This is a genomic window from Rheinheimera pacifica (assembly GCF_024809855.1).
GTDB lineage: Bacteria > Pseudomonadota > Gammaproteobacteria > Enterobacterales > Alteromonadaceae > Alishewanella > Alishewanella pacifica_A.
This window is the reverse complement of record NZ_JANUEM010000010.1, coordinates 1-25,624: the sequence shown is the minus strand read 5'-3', so window position 1 is coordinate 25,624 and position 25,624 is coordinate 1. Positions and strand designations below refer to the sequence as shown.

Here is a 25,624-nt window from a genome sequence, read left to right as displayed (position 1 = left end):
AGCTGCTATATTGCCATAAGGTTAAACGCTTGTCGTCTGCTGCAGTAATTTGCTGAAGCGTGTAGCCCGCCCTGGAATTCACTAAGCCTTGTTTGACAAAGGTTACAACGACATCTAGGGTTTTGAAAATAACTAGGAGAAAAACAGATGCGCAACTTTACCCTTACACCATTAACACTGGCTATTGCTGCAGTTTTGATTACCCCGGGGTTATCTGCGCAGCAAACCGGCTCTGCCGGTGCAGAAGACGAAAAAATAGAGCAAATTGTGGTAACTGGTACCCGTGTAGCCGGCCGCTCGGTGTCCGATACTGCCGTACCTATCGATATTGTCAGCGCGGTGACACTGGAGCGTTCCGGCACTACAGAGCTGAACCAGGCGCTGTCGGTAGCCTTACCTTCATTTAACTTCCCCCGCCCCGGCCTTGCTGATGGCACTGACACTATCCGCCCGGCAACACTACGCGGCCTTGGCCCGGATCAGTCGCTGGTGTTGGTTAACTCAAAGCGCCGCCACTCGGCATCTTTGGTTAACGTAAACGGTACTGTCGGCCGCGGTTCATCGGCGGTAGATCTGAATACTATTCCGATGGGTGCAGTAAGTGCTATTGAAGTACTACGCGATGGTGCCTCAGCCCAGTATGGCTCAGACGCTATTGCCGGGGTATTAAACGTGCGCCTGCGTGAGGCCAGTGAAGGCGGCAATTTTACCGCATCTTACGGTTACCGTGAAACTAACTACACCACCCCTACTACCCCACCACCGGCTGGTGCCACCTGGAGTGCACCGGACCGGATAGAGCGCGGTGTCAGCGATGGCGAAACGGTGAATTTATCCGGCTGGAAAGGCTTTAACCTGGCCGATCAGGGCTTTGTTACGGTAGCGGTTGAATATAAAGATGCTGAGCGCACCGAACGAGGTGGTTACGATCATCGCCAGCAATACCCACTGATAAACGGTGAGTTTGACCCGCGTGAACAAACAATAGAGCGTTTTAACGCCTGGTATGGCGAGCCTGAAGTACAGCAGTTTACCCTGTTTGTTAACGCCGGAATTAATATAGGCCCCGGCAAATTTTATAGCTGGCTGAGTTATCAGGACAGAGCGGCAAAATCCGGCGGCTTCTTTCGCCGGGCGCTGGACGATCGCAACGTTATTGAAGTACACCCCGACGGCTTTCTGCCGATTATTGCCCCCGATGTCACCGATACCAGTTCAGCCATTGGTTATGAGTGGGACATGGGCGACTGGAGCTTTGATGCTTCAGTAGTATACGGCTTTAACGAAATGGAATTTACCATTGAAAACACCGTTAACCGCTCTATTGGCCCCAGCAGTGCAACTGAATTTGACGCCGGTGGCTTTAACTATGATCAGGTTGTCGGTAACTTTTCAGCCGTAACGTCATTTGATGTACCGGCCTTTGCTTCACCGGTTAACCTGGCAACAGGTATAGAACTGCGCCGTGAAAGCTACACCATTTTCGCCGGCGAGCCGGGCTCTTACATCAACGGCGGTGTATTGCTGCCCAACGGCACACCTACGCAGTCGGGTGCGCAGGTGTTTCCGGGGTTCAGGCCAGCTAATCAGGTAAATGAAAGCCGCGAGTCGGTTGGCGTTTTTGTCGATCTGGAAGCCAACCTTACTGACAACGTATTAGGTTCGGTTGCCGTACGGGCTGAAGATTACTCAGATTTTGGCAGTAACCTTACCGGCAAACTGGCGCTGCGCTATGATATTACCGACAGTTTTGCACTACGTGGTTCATTGCAAAATGGCTTTCGTGCTCCATCGCTGCAACAGCAATATTTTACCAGTACCTCAACCAACTTTATCAACGGTGTACCGTTTGATATCACAACCTTTCCGGTTAATGACCCGGTTGCTGTAGCATTAGGCGCCCGGTCGCTGGACGCAGAAAAGTCAGTTAACCTGTCGTTAGGTACCGTGTTCCGTGTTGGCGATGTATCAGTCACTATTGATGGTTACCAGATTGATATTGACGATCGTATCGTGCTGTCAGAAAACCTCACCGCAGCTAATGTGCGCGATTATCTTACTGATCAGGGTTTTATTGGCATAGGTGGCGGCCGCTTCTTTATTAACGGCGTAGACACCGAAACCAAAGGTATCGACCTGGTTGTAAACTGGGCCTTACCTACCGCAGCGCTGGGCGATTTTGATTTAACTTTCGTAGCTAACTACAACGAAACCAAAGTTACCCGTACACCGCAAACCGAAGAGCTGGCCGCGCTGGACCCGGCACCGGAGTTATTCGGCCGCGTAAACGTACTTACCTTTGAAAAAGGTAACCCGAAAGACAAACTGGGGGCCATTGTAAACTGGAGCCACGAGCGGGTTGGCGCTACCTTAAGGGCCACCCGTTATGGTGAAGTGTTAACACCGGGTACTACAGCAGCAACTGACTTTACGCTGGGAGCCAGAACACTGGTAGATATTGAAGGCCGGCTTGACGTTACTGACAGCTGGCGGCTGGCGGTAGGTATGGATAATATCTTTGATCAATACCCTGAAGCCTTCCCGGTGTCATTAAACAGCACCGGTAATACGCCGTACTCTAACTACTCGCCCTATGGCCGCTCCGGCCGGTTAATTTACGCCAAAATCAGCTACAACTTCTGATCACACAGGTTCTGACAAAACCAAGGCGCCTTCGGGCGCCTTTCTTCAAGCAGATTATAAAATACGGGCTTTCTGCCACCGCTTAACAGTGCTATTACATTCAGCCGCATAACAGGCTAAAACTGGCATGAGCAGCACAGAGCTGTATAATGTCATCATTCTGATCTAAGTGGCATTTGTGGCGTAACTATGCCCTTTTGCTATTAAAAGGCCGCTATGAAGTATAAAGATTTACGTGATTTTATTGCACAGCTGGAACAACGTGGCGAACTGGTACGGGTAGCAGCACAGGTAGATCCGGTGTTGGAAATGACCGAAATTGCCGATCGCACCCTGCGCGCCGGTGGCCCGGCTATTTTATTTGAAAACCCCAAAGGCAGTAACATTCCGGTGTTGGCTAACCTGTTTGGTACCCCGCAGCGGGTAGCACTGGGCATGGGCCAGGAAGAGGTTTCTGCACTGCGTGAAGTAGGCAAATTACTGGCTTTTTTAAAAGAGCCCGAGCCGCCAAAAGGCCTAAAAGACGCCTTTAGCAAGCTGCCTATTTTTAAGCAGGTGCTGAATATGTCGCCCAAACAGGTAAAAAAAGCCCCCTGCCAGGACGTTGTACTTAGCGGCGACGAGGTTGATTTAACTCAACTGCCTATTATGACCTGCTGGCCCGGCGATGCCGCGCCGTTAATTACCTGGGGTTTAACCGTTACCAAAGGGCCGCATAAAGAGCGGCAAAACCTTGGCATTTACCGCCAACAATTATTGGGTAAAAACAAACTGATCATGCGCTGGCTGTCACACCGCGGCGGCGCGTTGGATTTTTACGAGTTTCAAAAAGCCAGCCCTGGCCAGCGTTTTCCGGTAGCGGTGGCGCTGGGCGCGGATCCTGCCACCATTTTAGGCGCAGTAACACCGGTGCCGGATACCTTATCAGAGTACGGCTTTGCCGGCCTGCTACGCGGCGATAATACTGAAGTAGTTAAATGTATCAGCAACGATTTGCAGGTACCGGCCAGCGCTGAGTTTGTGCTGGAAGGCTACATAGAGCCAGGCGAAATGGCGCCAGAGGGCCCCTACGGCGATCATACCGGTTACTACAATGAAGTAGATAACTTTCCGGTATTTACCGTTACCCATATAACCCGGCGCAAAGATCCTATTTATCACAGCACCTATACCGGCCGGCCACCAGATGAGCCCGCAATTCTGGGCGTTGCACTAAATGAAGTCTTTGTGCCAATACTGCAAAAGCAATTTCCGGAAATTACCGATTTTTATCTGCCGCCCGAAGGCTGCTCGTACCGGCTGGCTGTTGTGACCATGAAAAAACAATATCCCGGCCACGCCAAGCGCGTAATGATGGGGGTTTGGTCGTTCCTGCGCCAGTTTATGTATACCAAGTTTGTCATTGTTTGTGATGACGACATTAACGCCCGCGACTGGCAAGACGTGATCTGGGCCATTACCACCCGGATGGACCCGGCGCGCGACACAACTTTGGTTGAAAGCACGCCAATTGACTACCTCGATTTTGCCTCACCGGTATCGGGCTTAGGCTCAAAAATGGGTATGGATGCCACCAATAAATGGCCTGGCGAAACTACGCGCGAATGGGGAGAACCCATAGTAATGGACCCGGCCGTAAAACAACGCATAGATGATATCTGGCACACACTGGGCATTACATTGCCGCTAAAGGACACATTACCGTGAGTTATCTGGTTACCATAACACCGGCGCAACTAAGCTTTGCCGTGCAGCAAGATGAAACTATCCTTGCTGCAGCGCTGCGTAATGGAATAGATTTTCCTAACCGCTGCCGTCAGGGCGTATGCACAAGCTGTGTCTGTAAGCTAAAAAGTGGTGAGGTGCGCTACAACGAACCACAACCGCTTACCGAACTGGACAAACAACAGCAGTTTACCTACTGTTGTTTAGCCTACCCAAAAACTGATCTGGTTTTACACCACCCTTTTATCCGTGGCTAAGCCGTAAGGCCATTGCGAAGAGCACTATGACAATAATTTCCTGTAACGTAGATTTAATTGAAGCCCTCACCCCAACCGTAAACCGGGTGTTATTAAGGCCGTCACAGCCAGTAAGTTTTGCCAGTGGCCAGTATTTACAGTTGTGTTTAAGCGAGAGCGACAAAAGGCCTTTTTCCATCGCCAGTATACCGGGCCAAAGCCAGTTGGAGCTGCATATTGGTGGCGCAGTGGCCGATCCTTACGCCAGCCAGGCACTGGCGCATTTGATGCAACAACATCAGCTGCAACAACCGGTGCAGGCTGAAATTGGTTTAGGTAATGCACAGTTTCGTGCCGACAGTGAGCGGCCGCTTATTTTGCTGGCCGGTGGCACCGGCTTTTCTTATATCTACAGTATTGCACAGGCTATTGCCGCCGCCGGGCTGGACCGGCCGGTATTTATGTACTGGGGCGTGCGTGAGCACAGCGCCTTATATCATGCCGATATTATGCAGGCCTGGGCTGCACAAAACAGTAAATACCGCTTTATTCCGGTAATACAAAACCCGGATGACAGCTGGCAGGGCCGCAGCGGTATGGTACACGAAGCCGTGTTAAATGATTTTGTCTCACTGGAAGCTTACGATATCTACGTAGCCGGGCCTTTTGCCATGGCGGGTGTAGTACGCAGTGCTTTTATTGAACAAGGTGCCCAGCACGAACATATGTTTGCCGATGCCTTTGCCTACATCTAAACTGGTTTGTCCAGTATGATTGTGCAACAATCCGGTATTGGCAATTACAACAGAGCTGAGCATGACACACAAAACCCTGATTAAAGTACGTGGTTACCATTTAGATATTTACCAACATGTAAACAATGCACGTTATCTGGAGTTTTTAGAGGAAGCCCGCTGGGGCTATTTAGAAGATAGCGGTGATATCGACTGGTTTGCCAAACATGGCCTGGCCTGGGTAATTGTAAACATCAATATTAACTACCGTGTGGCAGCGACGATGGGCGATCAGTTGGAAGTATTCACCCGCTTTAGCAAAGTCGGCGGCAAAAGTGCGGTAGTAACACAGGAAGTGTGCATTGCCGGTAAAGATGCTATTGCCGCTGATGCACAGGTTACTTTTGTTTGCCTGGATCAGAAAACCGGTAAAGCAGTGGCCATTGAAGGTGAGCTGAAAGCCCGTTTAGAGCAACATATCGCAGAGCAATAATCACCGTTTCAGATGTTTCTCCAGCGCCTGTTTAAGCAGGTCGCTGGTATTTGCTTCATCGCCGCATGGCACCATCCTTGCGGCCATCAGGCCGTCAAAACCATCTTTAGTTGGATCAGCGATACGACAACCGCCCTTGGTACGAATAAGTTGTTTGCCATCATCTAATTGCGCCACTATCTGCTGTGCCGGATCAGCGTTCAACTCCTGATGCCGCTTTTCTACTATCATTTTCGGCTGTTGCTGTGCCTGTAAAAACTGCTGGTAACTGGCCGCTGCGGCATCCTCTATAGCACGGGCAGACGGCGTTGCTGCAGTGCTTAATGCACGTTGAGCCAGCCCGCTGTTGTGCTGCTCCGGCTCTGCCACAGAAGGTACTACAAGCGTTGCAGGCTGTTTTTCGCTCAAAACATCGGCCTTAGTAACTGGGTTAGCTACGCTGGCCAGCGCAGAAACTTCCGGCTTTGCTGCTGCGGATAGTTCAGTAGGCAACGCCGCAGGCGCTGGCTCAGGTGGAGTATTTTCGGCTTGCGCTGCAACAGCTGGTACTGGTGGTGGCTGATATAAATACGACACTACCGGCTCAGCAGGTTTTGGCAGCGGCATTTGAGTAAATTCAAGCCGTAACAAACAGGCCATCAGCAATGCATGCAGCAGCAAAGCCAACAGCGCAGCACCGGCATAATCGGCAGCCCAGCGTTTTATAGCAGAAGTAACACCTGACAAAAATCAGCCGTCCGTACAGCAGTGGTTAAGTTAATATCAGACCCGGTAGGCAATAATTAATTCCGAGGCAAAAGCGTTAATTTACGTTAAGCAAAAAAGGGCTAAGCTGGTGCCATTGTTGTAGTTTTTCAGTAAAACCCAGCGCTGCATGAGCCGGGCTGGTAGAGGGAAGCGTAATCAACTTAATACCCGCAGGTACAATCTGTAACGGTAAAACATGGCGCTTAAAACTTTGCCAGGCTTTACCGCCATTAAAACCTATTGCAGCTAAATTGGGCTGGCTAGCAAAAAAACCGGCAAAGTCATTTACCTGCTCATCACGGATGGCGCTGTCGAGGCTACCTGCGCGCTGGCAACTGGCGATCACATCCCATAATGCAATGCCGCTGGCGTTAAGCGCATGCACTTTTTCCTGATACGGCAAGTCAGCAGAAAACCCGGCCAGCTCTGCCATTATCGGCCAGAACAGATTACGCGGGTGGGCATAGTATTGTTGCTGCGCCAGCGAGGCGGCGCCAGGCATACTGCCCAGCAGCAATACCCTGGCCTGTGGTGGGCTGAGTGCAGCCAGCCCGGTGATAGCTTCGTCAGCCATTAGCGATCAGCCAAGTTTGGGCTCATACTGCCGCGCTTTTTGCAGCGCCAGCCCGGCTTGCTCCATCTCACCTTCCTGCTGTGCCAGGTAAGCCAAAAGCGCATATAAATAGCCATTGCTGCCGTGATCACGCAACCAGCTTTGGGTTTGTTTACGTAATTTCAGCACCGACTTACCCAGCGGTATTTGTCGAATGTAAGGCAACAACTGCGGCAACTCTGCCAGTTGTAAATGGCTTAGCAGTAGCTTTTCAGCCGCGTCATTCTGGCCACTTTGCGCCAGGGCCCAGGCGCGGCCAATATTCGCGGCGGTAGACTTGCGCTCTTTGACTGGTAAATTTTGCCAGTACTCTGCGCTTTCATCAAAACGCTGTTGCTGGCTTAGCTGGCTTATTGCTGCCGGATAAATATTAAAGCGCTGCTGCTGCCATTTATCTTTATCAAACCATTGCTGATTAATTGCCGCCGGTACCATTTGCAATAATTGCTGCCACTGCCCGGCTTGCTGCAGTGCATATAAATACAGCTGGCCCAGGCCTTTATCTTCAGTATCTGCCGTTACTTTTTCGGCCAGTAGCACACATGCCTGCGCGGCCTGGCCTTGCTGCAACAATAAATCTGCCTGAATAAAAACCGTACTGCTGTTGTTTTCATCCATGGTTTCAATATGGCTGTTGGCCAAAGCGACATTACCGGCATAAAACGCAGCATAAGCGGCCATCAGGCGTTTCTCACTATGCATAAAATCATCGGCACAGGCTTTGCCTAAATGCTGGCTGGCCAGTTGCCACTGCTGCTTGGCATAGGCCTGCAACCCCAGTTCAAACGCCTGTTGAGCTTTGCGTTGGCGGCGCCAGCGCAAAAAATTAAACGACAGATGCTGCAAGCGCAATATTTTGCGCAGCAGCATGCTTAACAACCACACGGCTATACCAGCCAGTAACAGCGCAACAACTAAACCCAGCGCGGTCATTTCAAATACCCGCCCGACCAGAATCACTTTGATATAGCCGGGGTTGTTTACCAATGCAGGCCCCAGCAACATTGCGGCTGCCAGCACCAGAATAAGCAATAGCCAGCGGATCATAAGCCGCTCTCCGTCAGTTGCTGCTGATATTGCTGTAGTTGCGCCAGGCTGGTTAAAGGCGATGCCTGCGGCACGGCAACGTCAACTGCAGCCAGCGAGGCCAGTTGCCGGCTTAACTGCACAACAGCTTCATCTTCACTGCTAAAATAACGCTGCAGCTGATCACTGGCTTGCTGCAATGCTGCAGCGTAGACCTGCGGCTGCCTTTGCATTGCCGCCAACTCTGCCAGCAGCAGTTGCTGGTTTAAACTTACCCGCAGCATCAGTTGTTGTTCGGTGGTTAAACTAAAGTAATCCTCAGGTACCGCTGAGCGTACCTGAATTAATTTGCTCCAGCTTTGCTGCCAGTAATAGCTCAGTGTCTGGCGCCAGTTTTGGATATCGGTGTCGGGTTTAAGCTCTGGCTGGGCGGCTTTATCCTGCTGTTTTAACGGCAACGCCATGGTTGCTTTACGCATTTGCTGCAGCTGAATATGTACTTTGGTTAAATCCGGCAAGGTAATATGACTTAGTTGCTCGTTGTCTGCCGCTATAGCCTGGCGTACAGGCAGCAGTGATGGGTCGTCCAGGTTAGCCAGCTTTTCATCGGCGCTGGCTAATAATGAACGGGCGGTGGCGAAATCCTGCTCTAACCAAACCTTCTGAGCTGCGAGCTGCAGCAGATATTCTACTTCTGCCAATAACCAGTGCCTTGGTGGTGCACTGTCGCGTTCTTGCACTAACTGGCGCAATGCCTGAATTTGCGCCTGACTCTGTGCTGCCAATTGTTGCTGTTGTTGTGTCAGATTTTGCTCAAGTTGGGCCAAACGCTGCTGTTGCTCTGTTTGTAACTGCTGTTGCCACTGCTTGCTGCTGTCTTGTTGTTGCTGGCCTTGATCAGTTAAACGCTGCTGATTTTGTTGCAACATATGAGTTTGCTGCTGCAAATTTTGCCATTGCGGCCATGCCCAGTAGTAACCGCCTGCAGCTAAGCCGCCCCCCAGTGCCAGTACCAGCAATAAACTTAAACCACCAGTAAAGCTACCCTTGCTGCGCACTGTAGGCTCGGTTTCTATTTGTTGCTTTAACTGCTGCAATGGCGCGTCCATTTCTGCTGCGCGCTCTTCTGTTGCACGCTCTAAGGTGTCACTCATTGATATTCCCTCTTAAGCTGGCTTATTGCAGCCAGTAAAGCACAGTCATTGGCATTATCGGCAAGCGTAATACGCTCAGCAGCAATACCAAGCGCTAAAGCGCTGTCTTGCATGCGTGGGCTAACCAGCACCCAATCACACTGTTGCAACCAATGGTGATGCACTGCACTGATCACACTGAATAACTGCTGTAAAATCTCATTACTGGTAGCCACAATACATCGAATGCCAGCCAGCTGCCACTGCTGGCACAGTAAAGCACCGTCCAGCGGCAACGGCACACGCTTATAGCTTTGCACATAACGTACCGTTGCACCACGGGCTAGCAGGCCCTGTTTAATCAGTTCGCGCCCGGCATTGCCACGCACAACCACTATTTGCTTGCCCGCCACCTGCTGCAACTGGGATAATTGCAGCAAGCCTTCACTGCGCTGATCTTCAGGTACTATTACTTCACGCCCCAGCCATCGTTGTAAAGCTGATGCGGTAGTTTGGCCTACGGCAAATAACGGTGCTTTAAGCAAAGCGGTATCAGTTTGGTTTTGCAGACAACTTACTGCACTAACACTGACAAAGATCAGTATATCAGCGTGTTGTAAAAACTGTTGATCCTGCTGTTTCAACGCTACCTGCGCGGTGGTTATCAGCGGCTGATACAAATAGGCAATACCGCTTTCATCCAGCGTGGCCAGCAGATTATCTGCCTTACCGGCCGGGCGGGTAATTAAAAATGGTATGGCCTCTGTTGCAGTATGCTCCGTCATGGCGCAGCCTGATATACCGCCTGTAAAATACGGTCTGCACCTTGTGACAGCAGGTACTCTGCCAGTTCGGCACCTATTTGCTCGCCGTGTGCAACCGGACCACGCAACTGATGGCGGATAATTTCGCTGCCATCCACCGCGCCTACCAGGCCTCGCAGCCACAGGCTATCGCCTTCTATCACGGCAAAAGCGCCAATAGGTACCTGACATCCGCCCTGTAGTTTGCGGTTCATGGCCCGCTCAGCCAGCACGCAACTGCGGGTTGGCGCGTGCTCCAGCGGTGCCAGCAGTTGCTGCACGGCTATATCATCGCTGCGGCATTCAATACCCACTGCACCCTGCCCATTGGCTGGCAGGCTGGTTTCTACCGGCATTAAGCTGGCTATCCGCTGCTCAAACCCCAGGCGGATCAAACCGGCTGCGGCCAGAATAATAGCGGCAAATTCACCGTTATCCAGCTTCGCCAGCCGGGTATTAACATTCCCGCGCAAATCGCGCACGGTTAGATCGGGCCGCATGGCTTTTATCTGGCACTGCCTGCGCAGGCTGGATGTACCTACCACAGCACCCTGTGGCAGCTGCTCTAAGCTCTTAAACTGATTAGAAACAAAAGCATCCTGCGGGTTTTCCCGCGGGCAAATAGTGTGCAACATCAGGCCGGAGGGAAACTCCACCGGCACATCTTTCATACTGTGCACAGCAATATCGGCGCGCCCTTCCAGCATGGCCTGCTCCAGCTCTTTAACAAACAAGCCTTTGCCACCAATTTTGGCCAGCGGGGTATCAAGAATTTTGTCGCCCTGCGTCGACATGGGCACCAGCTCAACTGTCAGCTGCGGATGATGGCGCAACAGCTCAGCTTTAACATACTCAGCCTGCCACAGCGCCAGCGCACTTTTGCGCGTTGCGATACGAATGTTGTTCATATTAACCTGCTATCGGGTTCAGTAAACGCCGCTGAATAAAGCTGCTGATATCAGCTACTTCCTGCGGACATACGCTGTGCGGCATCCGGTATTCGTGCCAGTTGACGTTAAAACCGGCGTTTTTCAGCGTATGAAATGCCTGCTGCCCTGCCGCCATAGGCACTACCGGATCCTGGCTGCCATGCGCAATTAAAACCGGAGTAGCTTTATTAATGTTGTTGGCTTCTTCTTTTAACTTTTGCGGTACGCACATATAGGTAGATAACGCCATTACACCAGCCAGCTTGTACGGCAAACGCGGTAATAAATGCAGAGCTATAACGCCGCCCTGGCTAAAACCGGCCAGTATAATACGCTCGCTGCTGATACCATCACTAATCAATTTATCCAGCAATTGCTGTACTGCAACGGCCGACTCACGCACGCCATCTTCGTCGGCGCGATTAGTTAAATCCATGGTTTTAATATCGTACCAGGCTCGCATTCGCATGCCGCCGTTAACAGTAACCGGGCGCTCTGGCGCGTGCGGAAATAAAAACCGCACACCGGCATCTGCCGGTAACCGCAGCTCGGGTACTATAGGCGAAAAACCATGGCCGGAATCGCCCAGGCCATGCAGCCATACTACAGCAGAGCGGGTATCGCCCTGCGCTTTAACATCAACAAAAGGAAGTAACGCCATTACACCATTCCAAAACGTCGGCGCGCTTAGGGCGCCAGATCAAGAGGCTTACCCGCCTGCTTAGCAGCGGCATCATTCAGCAGTTGCCAGAATTCCGCACCGGTACGGTTATCAATCCACTTATCGCCATGCCATTCAAAGTGATGGCCATTAAATTTAGTTGCTACCCATAACTGGTGCAACGGCGGCTGTTTATTGATAATAATTTTGCTGTGATCAGCAAAGCTGATACTAAGCAAGCCACCATGCGATTCATAATCCAGATCAGCATCGGCATCTTCTACTGCCTGCTCTACTGCCAACAAGGTATTGTCGGCCAATTCATCATATTCTAGGTCATTCATCTGCTTCACCTGTTTGCTTTTATCGCTAAGGATGCGATTATAGAGCGCAATCACCATAAAAAAATAACATCATGCACGCTTTTACAACCAAAGGTCCGCTGTTAACTGTTGCTGCCGCTATTATGCTGTGCAGCATGCTGAGTGCTTGTGGTCAAAAAGGCCCGCTTACCTTACCACAACCGGCACCTGAAGTGGCAGAACCTCAGCAAAACAACGCTAATCCAACCCAACAAACGGATGAACAACGTGGACCATTTTAATTATCAGCAAAACCGCCTGTTTGCGGAACATCAACCTTTAAGTAGCATTGCCGCCGAATTTGGCACGCCCTGCTATGTCTACTCACGCGCTACCATTGCCCAGCACTATCAGGCCTTTGCCAGTGCAGCATCAAAGCATCCGCACAGCCTGGTATGCTACGCGGTAAAAGCTAACAGCAACCTGGCTATTTTAAACCTGCTGGCCAAACTGGGCAGCGGCTTTGACATTGTATCCGGCGGAGAGTTGCGCCGGGTGATTGCCGCCGGTGGCGATGCGAAAAAGGTGGTGTTTTCCGGTGTAGCCAAAACAGAAGACGAAATGCGTTTTGCGCTGGAGCTGGGTATTAAATGCTTTAATGTAGAATCTATTGCTGAGCTGGACCGCCTGCAACTGGTCGCCAGCCGCATTGATAAAAAAGCGGCCATTTCTATCCGGGTTAACCCGGACATTGATGCTAAAACCCATCCGTATATTTCTACCGGTTTAAAAGCCAATAAATTTGGTATTGATATACTGCTGGCCCGCGACATTTACCGCAAGGCCGCCAGCTACAGCCACCTTGAAGTAGTCGGTGTAGATTGCCACATTGGCTCGCAGTTAACTGAAACCCAACCGTTTTTAGACGCACTGGAAAAGCTGCTGACATTAATTGATGATTTGGCCAGTGATGGTATAGCGTTAAAGCATATTGATATCGGCGGTGGCCTTGGCGTGACTTACGACAAAGAAACCCCACCCTCGCCAGCCGATTATCTGGGTAAAGTGGTAGAACGGCTAAAAAGCTACCCACATCTTGAGCTGATTATGGAGCCAGGCCGCGCCATTATGGCCAATGCCGGTGTATTGCTAACCAAAGTAGAATTTTTAAAGCCGGGGCAGGAAAAAAACTTCGCCATTGTTGATGCCGCCATGAACGATTTAATCCGCCCTGCGCTATACAGTGCCTGGCAGGCGATAGTGCCGTTGGAAGTAAACACCGCAGCAGAGCCTGCGTTGTACGACATTGTTGGCCCGGTGTGCGAAACCGGTGATTTTCTTGGTAAAGACCGCGAGCTGGCGATAGCCCAAGGCGATTTGCTGGCGGTGCGCTCAGCCGGTGCCTACGGCTTTACCATGAGCTCTAACTATAACAGCCGCCCACGTGCCGCCGAGGTACTGGTAGACGGCGAAAAAGTGCATTTAATCCGCGCCCGTGAACAATGGCAGGATTTATGGCGTGGCGAACAGATCATTACCGACTAACTAAGGGCGCTGATGTTGCTACATTTCACCAAAATGCACGGCCTGGGTAACGACTTTATGATGGTCGATGCGGTAAGCCAGAATGTATTTCTGACCAAAGAGCAGATTAAAGCATTGGCGAACCGCAATACCGGCATTGGTTTTGATCAACTGTTAATGGTTGAACCACCCTATGATCCGGAGCTGGATTTCCACTACCGTATTTTCAACGCCGACGGCTCGGAAGTAGAACAATGCGGTAACGGCGCACGTTGTTTTGCTAAGTTTGTCCGGGCCCGGGGTTTAACCAATAAGCATAAAATTGGCGTTAGCACCAAATCCGGCAAAATAATGCTGTATGTTGAGGCCGATGGCCAGGTTACCGTTAATATGGGCGTGCCGCAGCTGGACCCGGCACGAGTGCCGTTTAAAGCGCAAAAGCAGGAAATAACCTACATACTGCGCGCAGAAGAACACACTATTCTTTGTGGCGTAGTATCAATGGGTAACCCACATGCGGTAGTCGAAGTAGAGGATGTCGGCACCGCGTTGGTGCACCAGCAGGGGCCATTGTTTGAACGCCATGAACGCTTCCCCGAGCGGGCTAATATCGGGTTTATGCAAATAGTCGCCCCTGGCCATATTAAACTGCGGGTATGGGAGCGTGGTGCTGGCGAAACCCTGGCTTGCGGCACCGGCGCTTGTGCTGCCGTGGTGGTAGGCCAGTTACAAAAAAAATTACAGCAGCAGGTACGGGTAGATTTACCCGGCGGCAGCCTGCAAATTCGCTGGAACGGCCCGGGCCAACCGGTAAAAATGACCGGCCCGGCAGAACATGTTTATGACGGACAAATACAGCTATGACAGATAGCCTTACCAAGGACAAAGACCTGCTGGCCGCCCATGTGGTGTACGACTACCTGCAGGATCACCCGGAATTTTTTCAGCAATACCCGCAACTGCTGGCCAGTTTACGCCTACCACATCAGCAACGTGGCAGTGTGTCGCTGGTAGAGCGGCAACTGGAACTACAGCGCGAAAAAATCCAGGCGCTGGAAGACGACATTACCCGGTTAATGTCAGTAGCACGGCAAAATGAACAGATATTTCTGGCGTTTAACCAGCTGCAGGCGCAGCTGCACCAGGCCACCAGCCTGCAGGACGCCGAAAGCAGCCTGCAACAATTTACTGCCGCTATGCCTTATGTACACGAATGCCGCTTATTGCGTTTTAGTGATGAGCAAAGCCGCAGCCCGTTTCAGTTATTGCTATCACGCCGGCTAAACCAGCACGGCATTTATTTGGGCCGGTTAAACAAAGAAGAGCAACAGGGTTTATTTGCGCCACATATCCACTCAGTAGCACTGATCCTGGTTAGCAGTCAGCAACAACCGCTGGCTCTGCTGGCCTTTGGCAGCGAGCAGGACGACCACTTCCAGCCATCAATGGACAAGCTGTTCATCAGCCACCTGGCCAGCATTTTAGCCCAGCTGTTACCAGGTTATGACGCAGCCTGACACCCCGCTAGCGCCGCAGTGGCAACAGCCGCTGCAGGCGTTTTTACAGTATTTACAGTTTGAGCGCGGCTACAGCAGCAAAACGCTGGACAGCTATCAGCGCCAGTTACAACAACTGGCGCTGAGTATCGCTGATGCAGGTACACATTGGCTTAATCTGACAGAAGATCAGTTAAAACAACATATTGTCGGCCTGCGCCGCAGCGGTGCCAAACCTCGGACCATAGCGTTAAAAGTGGCAGCGCTACGCAGTTTTTACCGCTATCTGCAGGCGCAGGCTAAACGCAGCGATAACCCGGCGCAGTATTTATCGGTACCCAAGGCCGCACGCAGCCTGCCAAAAAACCTTAATGTGGACCAGCTCAACCACCTGCTGAGTTCCGACAGCAATGACGATATTCTCGCCTGCCGCGATAAAGCCATGCTGGAGCTGTTTTATTCTTCCGGTTTACGGCTGGAAGAACTGGTTAATGCCGATGTCAGCGATATCGACTGGCAACAGCAACTGCTGCGGGTAACAGGTAAAGGCAGTAAACAGCGGATTGTGCCCGTGGGTAAAATTGCGCTAGCAGCATTAAAAGACTGGTTAAAACAGCGGCCAGCGTTTACGGCAAAGCTACCGGAAGAGGATGCCAATGCGCTGTTTATCAGCAAACAGCATAAACGCATCAGCACCCGCCATGTGCGCGAACGGGTACAGTTATGGGCCAAGCAGCAGGGTTTAAATCAGCATGTACACCCGCATATGCTGCGCCACTCGTTCGCCAGCCATATGTTGGAATCCAGTCAGGATTTACGCGCTGTGCAGGAACTGCTCGGCCACGCCAACCTGAGCACCACCCAAGTGTATACCCATCTGGATTTCGCCCATCTGGCCAAGGTATACGATAGCGCTCATCCGAGGGCTAAGAAAAAAAGCTGACGTTTTACGGTTCAGAGACTTCAGCCACTTTAAACCCGGCAATAATCCATATCAGAATAAGGTAAATAAATACTGGCGGAGCAACTCCAGCGAATACTGCCGCTATAATTGTCGACACCTTTTTGTCTTCGGTTTCAGAAATCACGTTATGCAAAAAATCAATCCGCTGATCCCGCTCGGCAAAAGTTTTTTCTTCAATCAACAGAATTTGCTGCTCATATTTCTCAATATTGTTACTTAACTCATATACATCTTTGTATGCCCCAATTGCTACATAACTGACCCAGGTCAGAGCCAGAACACAACAAATTCGCTGCCATCCATTTAGCTTCATAAAACTGCTTCCTTTTCCGAAACTCGCTTTATGTTACATGATGCTTACAAAAGGATCGAATAACAATAGCCGCCCGGCAGAACCGGGCGCTTTTGTTTGTTACTTAGTCTTAGTTAAAACGCTTAGCCAGTAAGTTATCTACCGAAGCTTTACCGGCGCCGCTAAACAGCAGTGATACGCTGGCGGCTAACAGGGCTAAACCAAATTCGTAGCCGTTATTGCTCATAAACATACCGTTTGGCAGATGCACGGCCACTATTGCTACCACCATAGCAATGCTTAGTGCCAGTGCTGCCGGGCGGGTTAACAGGCCCAGCACCAGCGCGATACCACCGAAAAACTCTGCGGCACCGGCTAAAAACGCCATCACGATACCTGGCGATAAACCTATGCTGTCCATCCAGCCGCCGGTACCCGCCAGGCCATAGCCGCCAAACCAGCCAAACAGTTTTTGTGCACCATGTGCGGCAAAAATAATACCCACCGGAACCCGCAGTGCCAGAGCGGCAACACCGGCGTTTGAGCTTAAAATTTTCTGTACGATTGAAGTAGCCATAATATCACCTGTCAAATTGTTTAAAGTTAAGTTTACTGCCTCTCGACAGCATACTGTGCGTCGATGTAGTTACTATAGCCAAATAATTTTTACGGCAAAAGCGCAATGATTTGACTACACTATTCAAAATATTTGAATTTAGTTTTAAATGAGCCTGCTATGCATAACGTACTGAGTTTAGACGCTTTACGCGCACTGGATGCCATAGAGCGCAAAGGCAGTTTTGCCGCCGCAGCTGAAGCGCTGTATAAGGTGCCTTCAGCCCTGAGTTACACCATTGCTAAACTGGAGTCAGATTTAGGCGTAGCTTTATTTGACCGCAGCAAGCAGCGGGCGCAGTTAACCCCGGCCGGGCAGTTGCTGCTGGAGCAAGGCCGCACCTTGCTGCATGCCGCTAACCAGCTGCAAAATGCGGTAAAGCAGCTGGATACCGGCTGGGAAACCCAGTTAATGATTGCCAAAGACAGCATTATTCCCAATGCACCGTTGCTGAATGTGATTAGTCAGTTTTTGCAACTGGGTAAAATTACTCAGGTATCCGTAAAAGAAGAGGTAATGGCTGGCGGCTGGGAAGCATTACAAACCGGCCGTGCTGATATTGCAGTAGGAGTATCCGGCGATTTACCCAAGGGCCAGTTTAACCTGCTACCACTGGGCGAAGCAGAGTTTGTATTTGCAGTGGCGCCGCTTCATCAATTGGCAGCACTGGATCGCATCGTCAGTATTGAAGATGTACAGCAATATGCCGCTATTGTTGTAGCTGACTCCGCGCTGGACGCGCCCAAGCGCTCGTCCGGCTTATTCGACACCCGCCAGCGCGTTATTGTCAGTAATATGCAGGCAAAAATAGATGCGCAAAAGCAAGGCCTGGGTATTGGCTTTGTACCGCGCCATCTGATCACTGAAGAGCTGGCGCGCGGTGAACTCATCGCCAAAGCCTGCAGTATACCCAGAGATAAAGTTCCGGTGTATCTGGCCTGGCAAAAGCAAAGTCAGGGCCAGGCTTTAAATTGGTTCAGTCAGCATTTAGCGGCTGTAAACTGGCAGCAGGTGTTTCAACCAACAATATGGTAGCGAATATGCAGTTATTTAAAGCATTAAGCCCGGTTAATGTTTTGTCGTTTGATTTAGACGATACGTTGTACGATAACAAACCGGTTATCGACGCAGCCGAACAGGCTATGCTGAGCGCTTTGGCACAACAAGCCCCAGCCAGCAAAGCCACAGACAGTAAGTTTTGGTGGCAACAGCGATTAAAGCTGGCCAGTATTGAACCTGAGATCCGCCATGATATTGGGCGCTGGCGTTTACTTGGTATTGAGGCTGGCCTGCTTGAATTGGGTTTACCCCGCTCTGAGGCGCGGCGCATTGCTGAATATGGTTATGCAGCTTTTCTTGATGCCCGCACCAGGATAACCGTGTCACCCGACGTAACGCAGCTACTCTCTGCGCTGGCAAAACAGTATCGTTTAATCGCCATTACCAATGGTAATGCCTGTATTCACAAAATGGGTATTGGTGAGCTGTTCGAATTCAGCCTGCAAGCCGGGCCTGATGGCCGGATGAAACCCTATGCTGATTTATTTACCACCGCCGCAGAACGCCTGCAGGTAGCGCCTGGGCAAATACTGCATATTGGCGACAGCCACCGCGCCGATGTAATGGGCGCGATAAATGCCGGCTGCCAGGCAGCATGGCTGGATCATTATCAAAGTGCGATTACGGTATTACCACATATCCGGCTGACTAATGTGCAGCAATTATCTGCGCTGTTGTGATTTAACAAGGAATACAGTGAATGTCTGACTATTCTGCCCACGCGCCACAATCGCGCATTTCTACCGGTGAGTTTTCCTTACTGGTTGCACTTATGATGTCTGTTGTTGCCATTTCTATTGATGCCTTACTGCCTGCACTGGATGCTATTCGCGCTGACATTGTGATGAATAATCCGAATCAGGCGCAGTTGGTGGTTAGTGCGTTATTTTTTGGTATGGCTATAGGCCAGCTGATTTGCGGCCCTTTGTCAGACGCTACCGGCCGCAAGAAAGTGTTAAATGGCGGTATAGCGCTGTTTTTAGTGGGCACAGTGGTTTGTTATTTTGCCAATGATATTAACACCTTGTTATTCGGCCGCTTTATCCAGGGTTTAGGCGTTTCAGGCCCTTATGTTTCGGCTATCTCTATCGTTCGCGACAAATATTCCGGCAATGATATGGCGCGTATTATGTCGCTGGTGATGATGATTTTTGTCATGGTGCCGGCTTTAGCGCCAAGCCTGGGACAGGTAGTACTATGGGTTGGTTCATGGCGTGATATTTTTCTGCTTTATGTGTTTTATGCACTGTTAATAGTGCTGTGGATTTTTTGGCGTTTAGAAGAAACCCTGCCTAAACCACATCGTATCCCAATGAGCAAAAAAGGTTTTGCCGAGGGCTTTAAAGAAGTTATTAGCAATGTACCCACTGTCTGTTACGTGATTTGTATGGGCTTATTTTTCGGCAGTTTTATTGGTTATCTGAATTCGTCACAACAAATTTTTCAGGACTTATTTAAAACGGGCAAGCTATTCACCTTGTACTTTGGCTTGCTGGCTATTGTGTTTGGCGCAGCCTCGTTGGTTAACTCGCGTCTGGTACAAAAGTGGGGTATGCAGCGTTTATCCGGCAGCGCGGTATGGGGTATTATCGCCAGCTCAGCACTGTTTTTAGTGCTGCATCTGGCCGTTGAAATACAACTGTGGATGTTTTTAATCTATGCTGCAGTGCTGTTTTTTTGTTTTGGCCTGGTGTTTGGCAATATCAACGCCATGGCGATGGAGCCAATGGGTCATGTGGCAGGCATAGCTGCCGCTATTATCGGCTCTACCTCTTCCATTATGTCGATGTGTATAGGTACAGTTATAGGCCAGATGTATAACGGTACTGTTATTCCGGTAACTGCAGGTTTCTTTATTTTTGGCTGTATCAGTATGGCAATTCTAACTTTTGCTAATACCTATCAGGAACAGCGTGCAACGGCCTCGCCTGACTAACTGGTTATATATCCACTAACTACGCTTGGCCTGCGCGGCAGGGCTGCTATAATGGCAGCCATTATGCTTAGCGAGACTCTCTGATGGATGTATCTTACCTGCTGGACGGGCTAAACGATAAACAACGCGACGCGGTGGCAGCACCACCGCAACATATGCTGGTACTGGCCGGGGCCGGTAGCGGCAAAACCCGCGTACTGGTGCATCGCTTAGCCTGGTTAATGCAGGTAGAACGGGTAGCACCTTACAGCTTGCTGGCGGTAACCTTTACTAACAAAGCCTCGCAGGAAATGCGCGGCCGGATTGAAAGCACCATAGGCGTGAGTTTAAACAACTTATGGATGGGCACCTTTCATGGTTTGTCGCACCGTATGCTACGCGCACATTATCAGGAAGCTGGCTTGCCACAGGGCTTTCAAATTATTGACAGCGACGATCAGTACCGGCTGGTAAAACGGGTATTAAAAACGCTGAATCTGGACGAAAAACACTGGCCGCCAAAGCAAATTCAGTGGTTTATTAATGCCCGTAAAGACGATGGCCAACGCCCTGGCATGATAGATGCCGCAGGTGATTTCAGCCTGCAGCAGATGGTTAAAATTTATGCTGCTTATCAGGATATGTGCGACCGTGCCGGTTTAGTCGACTTTGCCGAAATACTGCTGCGCAGCTTTGAGCTGTTAAAACAAAACAACGAAGTACGCGGCCATTATCAACAACGCTTTCGCCATATCCTGGTAGACGAATTTCAGGATACCAACGCTATTCAATATCAGTGGCTGCGTCTGTTAGCTGGCAGCACAGCTAAAGTCATGATTGTGGGTGATGACGATCAATCTATTTATGGCTGGCGTGGTGCGCGGGTAGAAAACATTCAAACCTTCTTAAAAGACTTTCCCGACGTAGAAACCGTGCGGCTGGAGCAAAACTACCGCTCTACTGAAACCATTTTAAAAGCCGCCAATGCGGTAATTGCCAATAACACCGATCGCCTGGGTAAAGACTTATGGACCGACGGCGCACAGGGCGAAGTAATATCGCAGTACACTGCTTTTAACGAGCTGGACGAAGCACGCTTTATTGTCGGCCGTATCCGTGACTGGCACAAACAAGGCGACCGTTTAAGCGAAGCCGCTATTTTATACCGTAACAACGCCCAGTCACGGGTACTGGAAGAGGCGTTAATTCAGGAAGGCTTGCACTACCGTATTTATGGTGGCCTGCGCTTTTATGAACGCCAGGAAATTAAAGATGCCCTGGCCTACCTGCGCCTGCTGCATAACCGCCAGGATGACGCCGCGCTGGAGCGCGTTATTAATACGCCGGTGCGCGGCATTGGCGATACTACTTTAAATAAAGTACGCGAACATTCGCGAGCGCAGCAACAAACACTGTGGCAAAGCCTACAGCAAATGCTGGCGCAAAAACAGCTTACCGGCCGCGCGGCCTCTGCTATTGATAACTTTATGCAGTTAATTGAGCAGTTAGATACCCAGGTAACAGAGTTACCACTACATGAGCAAGCCGAACATGCCATTAAGCAATCCGGTTTGTATGCTATGTACCAGGCAGAAAAAGGCGAAAAAGCGCAAACGCGGATTGAAAACTTAAACGAGCTTATTACGGCCTGTCAGAATTTTGATGAGCGCCGCGCTGAGGATATGACGCCGCTGGCAGCGTTTTTATCCCAGGCTGCACTGGAGGCTGGTGAGTATCAGGCAGAAGAGCATTCCGACGCGGTACAGTTAATGACGCTGCACAGTGCCAAAGGACTGGAGTTTCCGCTGGTATTTATTTGCGGCCTGGAAGAGGGCATGTTTCCCAGCCAGCAAAGTGGTGACGACCCCACCCGGTTAGAAGAAGAGCGTCGGCTATGTTATGTCGGCATGACACGGGCAATGAAAAAACTGTATTTAACCCATGCCGAAAACCGCCGTTTATACGGGCAGGAGCAATATCATAAGCCGTCACGTTTTATCCGTGAAATTCCGGCTGAATACGTAGAAGAAATCCGCCTGACTACTCAGGTTAGCCGGCCAACCCAGTTTAACCGCTTTGGCAGTGCTGCCTCGCATGTCGCCTTTGAAAATACCGGTTTTAAACTGGGCCAGCGTGTACTGCACGATAAGTTTGGCGAAGGCACAGTACTTAACTATGAAGGTACCGGCAGCCAGTCGCGCATTCAGGTTAACTTTGATGAATTGGGCAGTAAATGGCTGGTAACGGCTTATGCCCGGCTACAGGCAGTTGGCTAAATGCCGCTAACTGTGCTGCTGGCTCAGCTACAGCAATGGCAGCAACAAGCCGCGCAGTTGCACATCCGTTTGCCGGTTATCTGGCAGGGCATGGAAGAAGCCCTGCTGTCACACACCGCAGCACTACTCAATACTGTTAGCTACGATAAGCTATATTGGCTTGGCGCTAAAGCGCCTGCCGATGCCGTTAACTTCACCGGCAAGCAAAATTATCAGTTGTTGGGCAGCGAATGCGATATTTTAGTGATCAACGCGTTCAGCGGTTTTAATGCTGATCTGGTGGCCGCTTCAGCTGGCTGCGTTAAAGCCGGTGGTGTCTGGCTTCTGCTCTGCCAACCCTTTGCAACATGGCAACAACAAGCGAATCCGGCACATAAAAGTCTGTTGCCTTACCCTTTAGATGCCAGCAATCATCAGGGCAACTTTTTATCGTTCCTGGTAACGCAGTTACGGCAACAAAACGCCTGTTTTCTTAATGAACTGCACATCGAAAAGGCGCTGGACTGGCCAGCTCCGGCCAAACCATATAAGGCATCGGCACCTTGCCTGACAACAGAGCAGCAAGAAGCGGTTGAGGCGATTTTACGCGTTGTTAGTGGCCACCGCCGCCGCCCACTGGTATTAACTGCGGATCGTGGCCGGGGAAAATCAGCAGCACTGGGCATTGCCGCGGCACAACTGGCAGCACAAAATAAAAAACTGCTGATAACAGCGCCTTCGCCACAAGCTGCAGGGACAGTCCTAACGCATTTTTTACAGCTTGCTTCACCATCACAACATAATAATCTGCAGTTTATTCCTTTTGACGAGCTGTTACGCAGCACTAAAACTGCCGACCTGTTGTTAGTCGATGAAGCGGCCGCTATACCCACACCGGTGTTGCAACACTTACTACAACGCTTTAGCCGCATAGTATTTGCTACCACTGAGCATGGCTACGAAGGCACCGGCCGCGGCTTTCAGCTACGCTTCCAGCAATATCTTAATCAACAATGCCCCGGCTGGCGCAAACTACAAATACAGCAGCCAATCCGCTATCAACCGGCTGATCCACTGGAGCAATTAATCTTTAATTGTTTTCTGCTACGGCAAAATATTAATGAACCGGCATATTCGCCGAACGATAAAATCAGCATGCTGACTTATCAGGCGAAAGATTGGCTGAATAATGCCAACAAGCTGCAACAGGTATTTGGCTTGTTAAGCCTGGCACATTACCAGACTCAGATTAAAGATCTGGCTGCGCTGCTGGATAACCCCCGGCTGCAGGTCGTTACAATAGAGCAAGATAGCCAGGTGCTGGCTTGTGTGTTAATCAGCACTGAGGGCGATATTCCGCCAGAACTGGCGTATCAGATATACCTTGGTGAACGACGCGTACAAGGCCATTTATTGGCACAAAGCCTCGCGTTTCACCTCGCTCAGCCTGAACTTGCCAGTTTAAGCTTATGGCGCATCATGCGTATTGCTGTGCAGCCCACATTACAAAAGCAAGGCCTCGGAACAAAACTATTGGAGTTTGTTAGCCTGCAGGCCAAACAGCAAAATATTCGCTATCTTGGCACCAGCTTTGGGCTTAGCAGCGAGTTATTGCAGTTCTGGCAACGTAATGGCTACCAGGCTCTTCGCCTCGGGATCAGCTCAGATAAAGCCAGTGCAGAATATTCCATACTGATGCTAAAAAGTGTGACCGCAGATAGTGATGCAGGTAGCGAGAGAGTACAACAGCTTAACCGGCAGTTTGGCTATAACCTGTTTCTGACATTATCAGGCCAGTATCCGCTGCTAAATGCCAAACTTGCACTGCAGCTGGCTACACCCTTGCCAGATATCCCGCCTCTAACAGAGGCTGAATTGCAGCAGTTGGCTCTTTTTTGTCGTAACCAGCGGCCTTATGAGCTGATTGAGCCTATTTTGCAACGCTGGTTTTGCAAACATTACTATGTATTACCGCCGCAGTTAGCAGCACCACTGTGCAGCCTTTACTGGCAACATATCAGTTGGCCTGACTTGCTAACAAAGTATGGTTTTAGCAAAAAAAATGCTGTTTTTACACTGTTTCGCCAACATATCTCAGAACTGATATCTATAACAACCTAGCCACGACAGCTAATCGACCCTGCCATTACTTTCTTTTTTCGGCTAATCAGGCTAAGGTGCAACCATTCTGTAATGGGTACTTATTCTGTATGATCGCTATTATTCCGCTGCTGGGCGTTTTATCCATGCCTGTCGCTACATCAGGCTTTTCTGGTTCAGAGCGCAGAACACTGCAATCCGCTATCAGCAGTGCACTTTATCTGGAGGAAATTAACCGTTTCTACCAGCAGTGCCGGCAAGCTGATGCGGATCTGGCAGCTGTGATAGCAAACCCGGATAATGAGCGTTTAAAATTACAGCAGCTACTGCAACAAAAAGTAAGTAGTACAGATATCCAATATTTACTTGATGCAGACCCAAAGCTAACAGCAGATCTTGAGCAAAACATAGCAAAGCTAAAAGATTGTGCTGACGTAGCAGCATTTCAAGCGCTGCAGGATAGCTATGACTTAGCCTTATTTTCACTTGAAATAGCCACGCCACTGAGTAAACCTCTTCGTGATAAAAGCTCGGTTAGCGCTTCGCAAGCCAAGCAGGCACAACAGCAAATACAGGCTCTGATAGAAAGCAGCCATGCCATTGCCTGGGTCAATGTCGCGGACAGGCAGCAATTGAGCGCAGTGCAACAGGCTAACTACCTGCACCCCGACTATCAAGGCCGCTATGTTTTTAAAGTGCAGCACGGGTGGCGTGGTAATATTGGCCACTATCTGGGCATGCATATTTCTGTCAGCAATGCTGATATTGAGAAAACAACCAGGCAGTGGCTGATCTTTTTAGACAAAAATGGCCGCTTTATTAATGCATTAGAGGAAGAACAAGCTTCTGCCCATCTGGAAGCCTTGCAAAGTGCCGATTGGCGCTACGATGTACACGGTAATTTGCAGCGTAATCAGTAATAGTTACGGTAAAAACCAGCTCGCGTAATGCGGGCTTTTTATTGCAGGCTATTTACATAAATCGGAAGATATTTATAAGCAAAAAGCCCTTCTCATTGAGAAGGGCTTTGTGTAATGAGGAGCCTGGCGGTGAACTACTCTCGCATAGCGAATGCTACACTACCATCGTCGCAGCTGCGTTTCACTTCTGAGTTCGGAATGGGTTCAGGTGGTTCCACAGCGCTATTGCCACCAGGCAAAAACGTGTCAGGAACAACATTTAATTAAAACTGTCGTTCCATCTTTAATTTGGCAGGCTGATGTAACTCTTACACACTGTACTTTTCTTAGCGCTTTCTCGCGCAAAACATCTTGGGCGTTGTATGGTTAAGCCTCTCGGGCAATTAGTATGAGTTAGCTTAACACGTCACCGTGCTTCCACACCTCACCTATCAACGT

General features: G+C 50.2%; 26 protein-coding genes and 2 rRNA genes. 16 read left to right on the top strand and 12 right to left on the bottom strand.

Annotated elements, in window-relative coordinates; all coding sequences use genetic code 11:
* Nucleotides 1-147 precede the first annotated feature (147 nt).
* The 5 genes from M2404_RS13265 to M2404_RS13245 all read left to right on the top strand — a co-directional run bounded on the left by M2404_RS13265 (nt 148) and on the right by M2404_RS13245 (nt 5,831).
* Nucleotides 148-2,643 (top strand): TonB-dependent receptor plug domain-containing protein, encoded by a 2,496-nt coding sequence (locus tag M2404_RS13265; protein ID WP_259240232.1) that lies wholly within the window; start codon nt 148-150, stop codon nt 2,641-2,643.
* 216 nt (nt 2,644-2,859) lie between these two features.
* Nucleotides 2,860-4,350, top strand: coding sequence for a 4-hydroxy-3-polyprenylbenzoate decarboxylase (ubiD, locus tag M2404_RS13260; protein ID WP_259240231.1), 1,491 nt, complete (start codon nt 2,860-2,862; stop codon nt 4,348-4,350).
* Nucleotides 4,347-4,625, top strand: a complete 279-nt coding sequence (locus M2404_RS13255) for a 2Fe-2S iron-sulfur cluster-binding protein (protein ID WP_259240230.1) — start codon at nt 4,347-4,349, stop codon at nt 4,623-4,625. Before ubiD ends, M2404_RS13255 begins: the two co-directional genes overlap by 4 nt.
* Before the next feature lie 26 nt (nt 4,626-4,651).
* Entirely contained in the window at nt 4,652-5,359 is a 708-nt protein-coding gene (gene fre, locus M2404_RS13250) for an NAD(P)H-flavin reductase (RefSeq protein WP_259240229.1), read from the top strand.
* A gap of 61 nt (nt 5,360-5,420) precedes the next feature.
* A complete protein-coding gene (locus tag M2404_RS13245) occupies nt 5,421-5,831 on the top strand; it encodes an acyl-CoA thioesterase (RefSeq protein WP_259240228.1) in 411 nt (136 codons plus the stop codon).
* On the opposite strand, the gene M2404_RS13240 is transcribed toward M2404_RS13245, so the two are convergent.
* From M2404_RS13240 to cyaY, 8 genes are all read right to left on the bottom strand, one after another.
* Nucleotides 5,832-6,557 (bottom strand): hypothetical protein, encoded by a 726-nt coding sequence (locus M2404_RS13240; protein WP_259240227.1) that lies wholly within the window; start codon nt 6,555-6,557, stop codon nt 5,832-5,834.
* Nucleotides 6,558-6,633: 76 nt separating this feature from the next.
* Entirely contained in the window at nt 6,634-7,152 is a 519-nt protein-coding gene (locus tag M2404_RS13235) for a DNA-deoxyinosine glycosylase (protein WP_259240226.1), read from the bottom strand.
* Between the two features lie 6 nt (nt 7,153-7,158).
* Nucleotides 7,159-8,238 carry a heme biosynthesis HemY N-terminal domain-containing protein gene (locus M2404_RS13230; protein ID WP_259240225.1) on the bottom strand — a complete coding sequence of 360 codons (1,080 nt, stop codon included), beginning with the start codon at nt 8,236-8,238 and terminating at the stop codon, nt 7,159-7,161.
* The gene (locus M2404_RS13225) at nt 8,235-9,371 is read right to left on the bottom strand and encodes a uroporphyrinogen-III C-methyltransferase (RefSeq protein WP_259240224.1); all 1,137 of its coding nucleotides are present in this window, start codon (nt 9,369-9,371) and stop codon (nt 8,235-8,237) included. The genes M2404_RS13230 and M2404_RS13225 overlap by 4 nt, the downstream gene beginning before the upstream one ends.
* On the bottom strand, nt 9,368-10,135 hold the full coding sequence (locus tag M2404_RS13220) for a uroporphyrinogen-III synthase (protein WP_259240223.1): 768 nt from the start codon (nt 10,133-10,135) through the stop codon (nt 9,368-9,370). The genes M2404_RS13225 and M2404_RS13220 overlap by 4 nt, the downstream gene beginning before the upstream one ends.
* On the bottom strand, nt 10,132-11,061 hold the full coding sequence (gene hemC / locus M2404_RS13215) for a hydroxymethylbilane synthase (RefSeq protein ID WP_259240222.1): 930 nt from the start codon (nt 11,059-11,061) through the stop codon (nt 10,132-10,134). Before hemC ends, M2404_RS13220 begins: the two co-directional genes overlap by 4 nt.
* A 1-nt stretch (nt 11,062) precedes the next feature.
* The gene (locus tag M2404_RS13210; RefSeq protein ID WP_259240221.1) at nt 11,063-11,743 is read right to left on the bottom strand and encodes an alpha/beta hydrolase; all 681 of its coding nucleotides are present in this window, start codon (nt 11,741-11,743) and stop codon (nt 11,063-11,065) included.
* A 26-nt stretch (nt 11,744-11,769) separates the two neighbouring features.
* Nucleotides 11,770-12,087, bottom strand: coding sequence for an iron donor protein CyaY (gene cyaY / locus M2404_RS13205; RefSeq protein ID WP_259240220.1), 318 nt, complete (start codon nt 12,085-12,087; stop codon nt 11,770-11,772).
* Nucleotides 12,088-12,158: 71 nt separating this feature from the next.
* Here cyaY and lptM point away from each other — a divergent pair, with 71 nt between their 5' ends.
* From lptM to xerC, 5 genes are read left to right on the top strand one after another with little or no spacing between them, the layout of a single operon-like run.
* Nucleotides 12,159-12,347: an LPS translocon maturation chaperone LptM gene (gene lptM / locus M2404_RS13200; protein ID WP_215398829.1), complete on the top strand. Its 189-nt coding sequence runs from the start codon at nt 12,159-12,161 to the stop codon at nt 12,345-12,347.
* Nucleotides 12,334-13,590, top strand: coding sequence for a diaminopimelate decarboxylase (lysA, locus tag M2404_RS13195; protein ID WP_259240219.1), 1,257 nt, complete (start codon nt 12,334-12,336; stop codon nt 13,588-13,590). The genes lptM and lysA overlap by 14 nt, the downstream gene beginning before the upstream one ends.
* A 12-nt stretch (nt 13,591-13,602) precedes the next feature.
* Nucleotides 13,603-14,433, top strand: coding sequence for a diaminopimelate epimerase (gene dapF, locus M2404_RS13190; RefSeq protein ID WP_259240218.1), 831 nt, complete (start codon nt 13,603-13,605; stop codon nt 14,431-14,433).
* Nucleotides 14,430-15,086 carry a DUF484 family protein gene (locus M2404_RS13185; RefSeq protein ID WP_259240217.1) on the top strand — a complete coding sequence of 219 codons (657 nt, stop codon included), beginning with the start codon at nt 14,430-14,432 and terminating at the stop codon, nt 15,084-15,086. Before dapF ends, M2404_RS13185 begins: the two co-directional genes overlap by 4 nt.
* On the top strand, nt 15,073-16,008 hold the full coding sequence (gene xerC, locus M2404_RS13180) for a tyrosine recombinase XerC (RefSeq protein ID WP_259240216.1): 936 nt from the start codon (nt 15,073-15,075) through the stop codon (nt 16,006-16,008). Before M2404_RS13185 ends, xerC begins: the two co-directional genes overlap by 14 nt.
* A 4-nt stretch (nt 16,009-16,012) precedes the next feature.
* Here xerC and M2404_RS13175 read toward each other — a convergent pair whose 3' ends face one another.
* Together M2404_RS13175 and M2404_RS13170 are read right to left on the bottom strand one after the other, a co-directional pair.
* On the bottom strand, nt 16,013-16,342 hold the full coding sequence (locus M2404_RS13175; protein WP_259240215.1) for a hypothetical protein: 330 nt from the start codon (nt 16,340-16,342) through the stop codon (nt 16,013-16,015).
* Nucleotides 16,343-16,451: 109 nt separating this feature from the next.
* On the bottom strand, nt 16,452-16,898 hold the full coding sequence (locus M2404_RS13170; RefSeq protein ID WP_259240214.1) for a DoxX family protein: 447 nt from the start codon (nt 16,896-16,898) through the stop codon (nt 16,452-16,454).
* Between the two features lie 159 nt (nt 16,899-17,057).
* On the opposite strand from M2404_RS13170, the gene M2404_RS13165 reads away from it, so the two are divergent.
* From M2404_RS13165 to M2404_RS13140, 6 genes are all read left to right on the top strand, one after another.
* Complete coding sequence (locus tag M2404_RS13165; protein WP_259240213.1) at nt 17,058-17,972, top strand: LysR family transcriptional regulator; 915 nt, start codon at nt 17,058-17,060, stop codon at nt 17,970-17,972.
* A gap of 5 nt (nt 17,973-17,977) precedes the next feature.
* Nucleotides 17,978-18,676: an HAD-IA family hydrolase gene (locus M2404_RS13160; protein WP_259240212.1), complete on the top strand. Its 699-nt coding sequence runs from the start codon at nt 17,978-17,980 to the stop codon at nt 18,674-18,676.
* A gap of 20 nt (nt 18,677-18,696) precedes the next feature.
* Nucleotides 18,697-19,932 carry a multidrug effflux MFS transporter gene (locus M2404_RS13155; RefSeq protein ID WP_259240211.1) on the top strand — a complete coding sequence of 412 codons (1,236 nt, stop codon included), beginning with the start codon at nt 18,697-18,699 and terminating at the stop codon, nt 19,930-19,932.
* A gap of 83 nt (nt 19,933-20,015) precedes the next feature.
* Nucleotides 20,016-22,187 (top strand): DNA helicase II, encoded by a 2,172-nt coding sequence (gene uvrD / locus M2404_RS13150; RefSeq protein WP_259240210.1) that lies wholly within the window; start codon nt 20,016-20,018, stop codon nt 22,185-22,187.
* Nucleotides 22,188-24,287 (top strand): tRNA(Met) cytidine acetyltransferase TmcA, encoded by a 2,100-nt coding sequence (locus tag M2404_RS13145; RefSeq protein ID WP_259240209.1) that lies wholly within the window; start codon nt 22,188-22,190, stop codon nt 24,285-24,287. It begins immediately after the preceding gene.
* A gap of 89 nt (nt 24,288-24,376) precedes the next feature.
* Nucleotides 24,377-25,186 carry a hypothetical protein gene (locus M2404_RS13140; protein ID WP_259240208.1) on the top strand — a complete coding sequence of 270 codons (810 nt, stop codon included), beginning with the start codon at nt 24,377-24,379 and terminating at the stop codon, nt 25,184-25,186.
* Nucleotides 25,187-25,307: 121 nt separating this feature from the next.
* Here M2404_RS13140 and rrf read toward each other — a convergent pair.
* Nucleotides 25,308-25,422 (bottom strand): 5S ribosomal RNA (gene rrf / locus M2404_RS13135).
* Nucleotides 25,423-25,548: 126 nt separating this feature from the next.
* A 23S ribosomal RNA gene (locus tag M2404_RS13130) occupies nt 25,549-25,624 on the bottom strand; the annotation flags it as partial.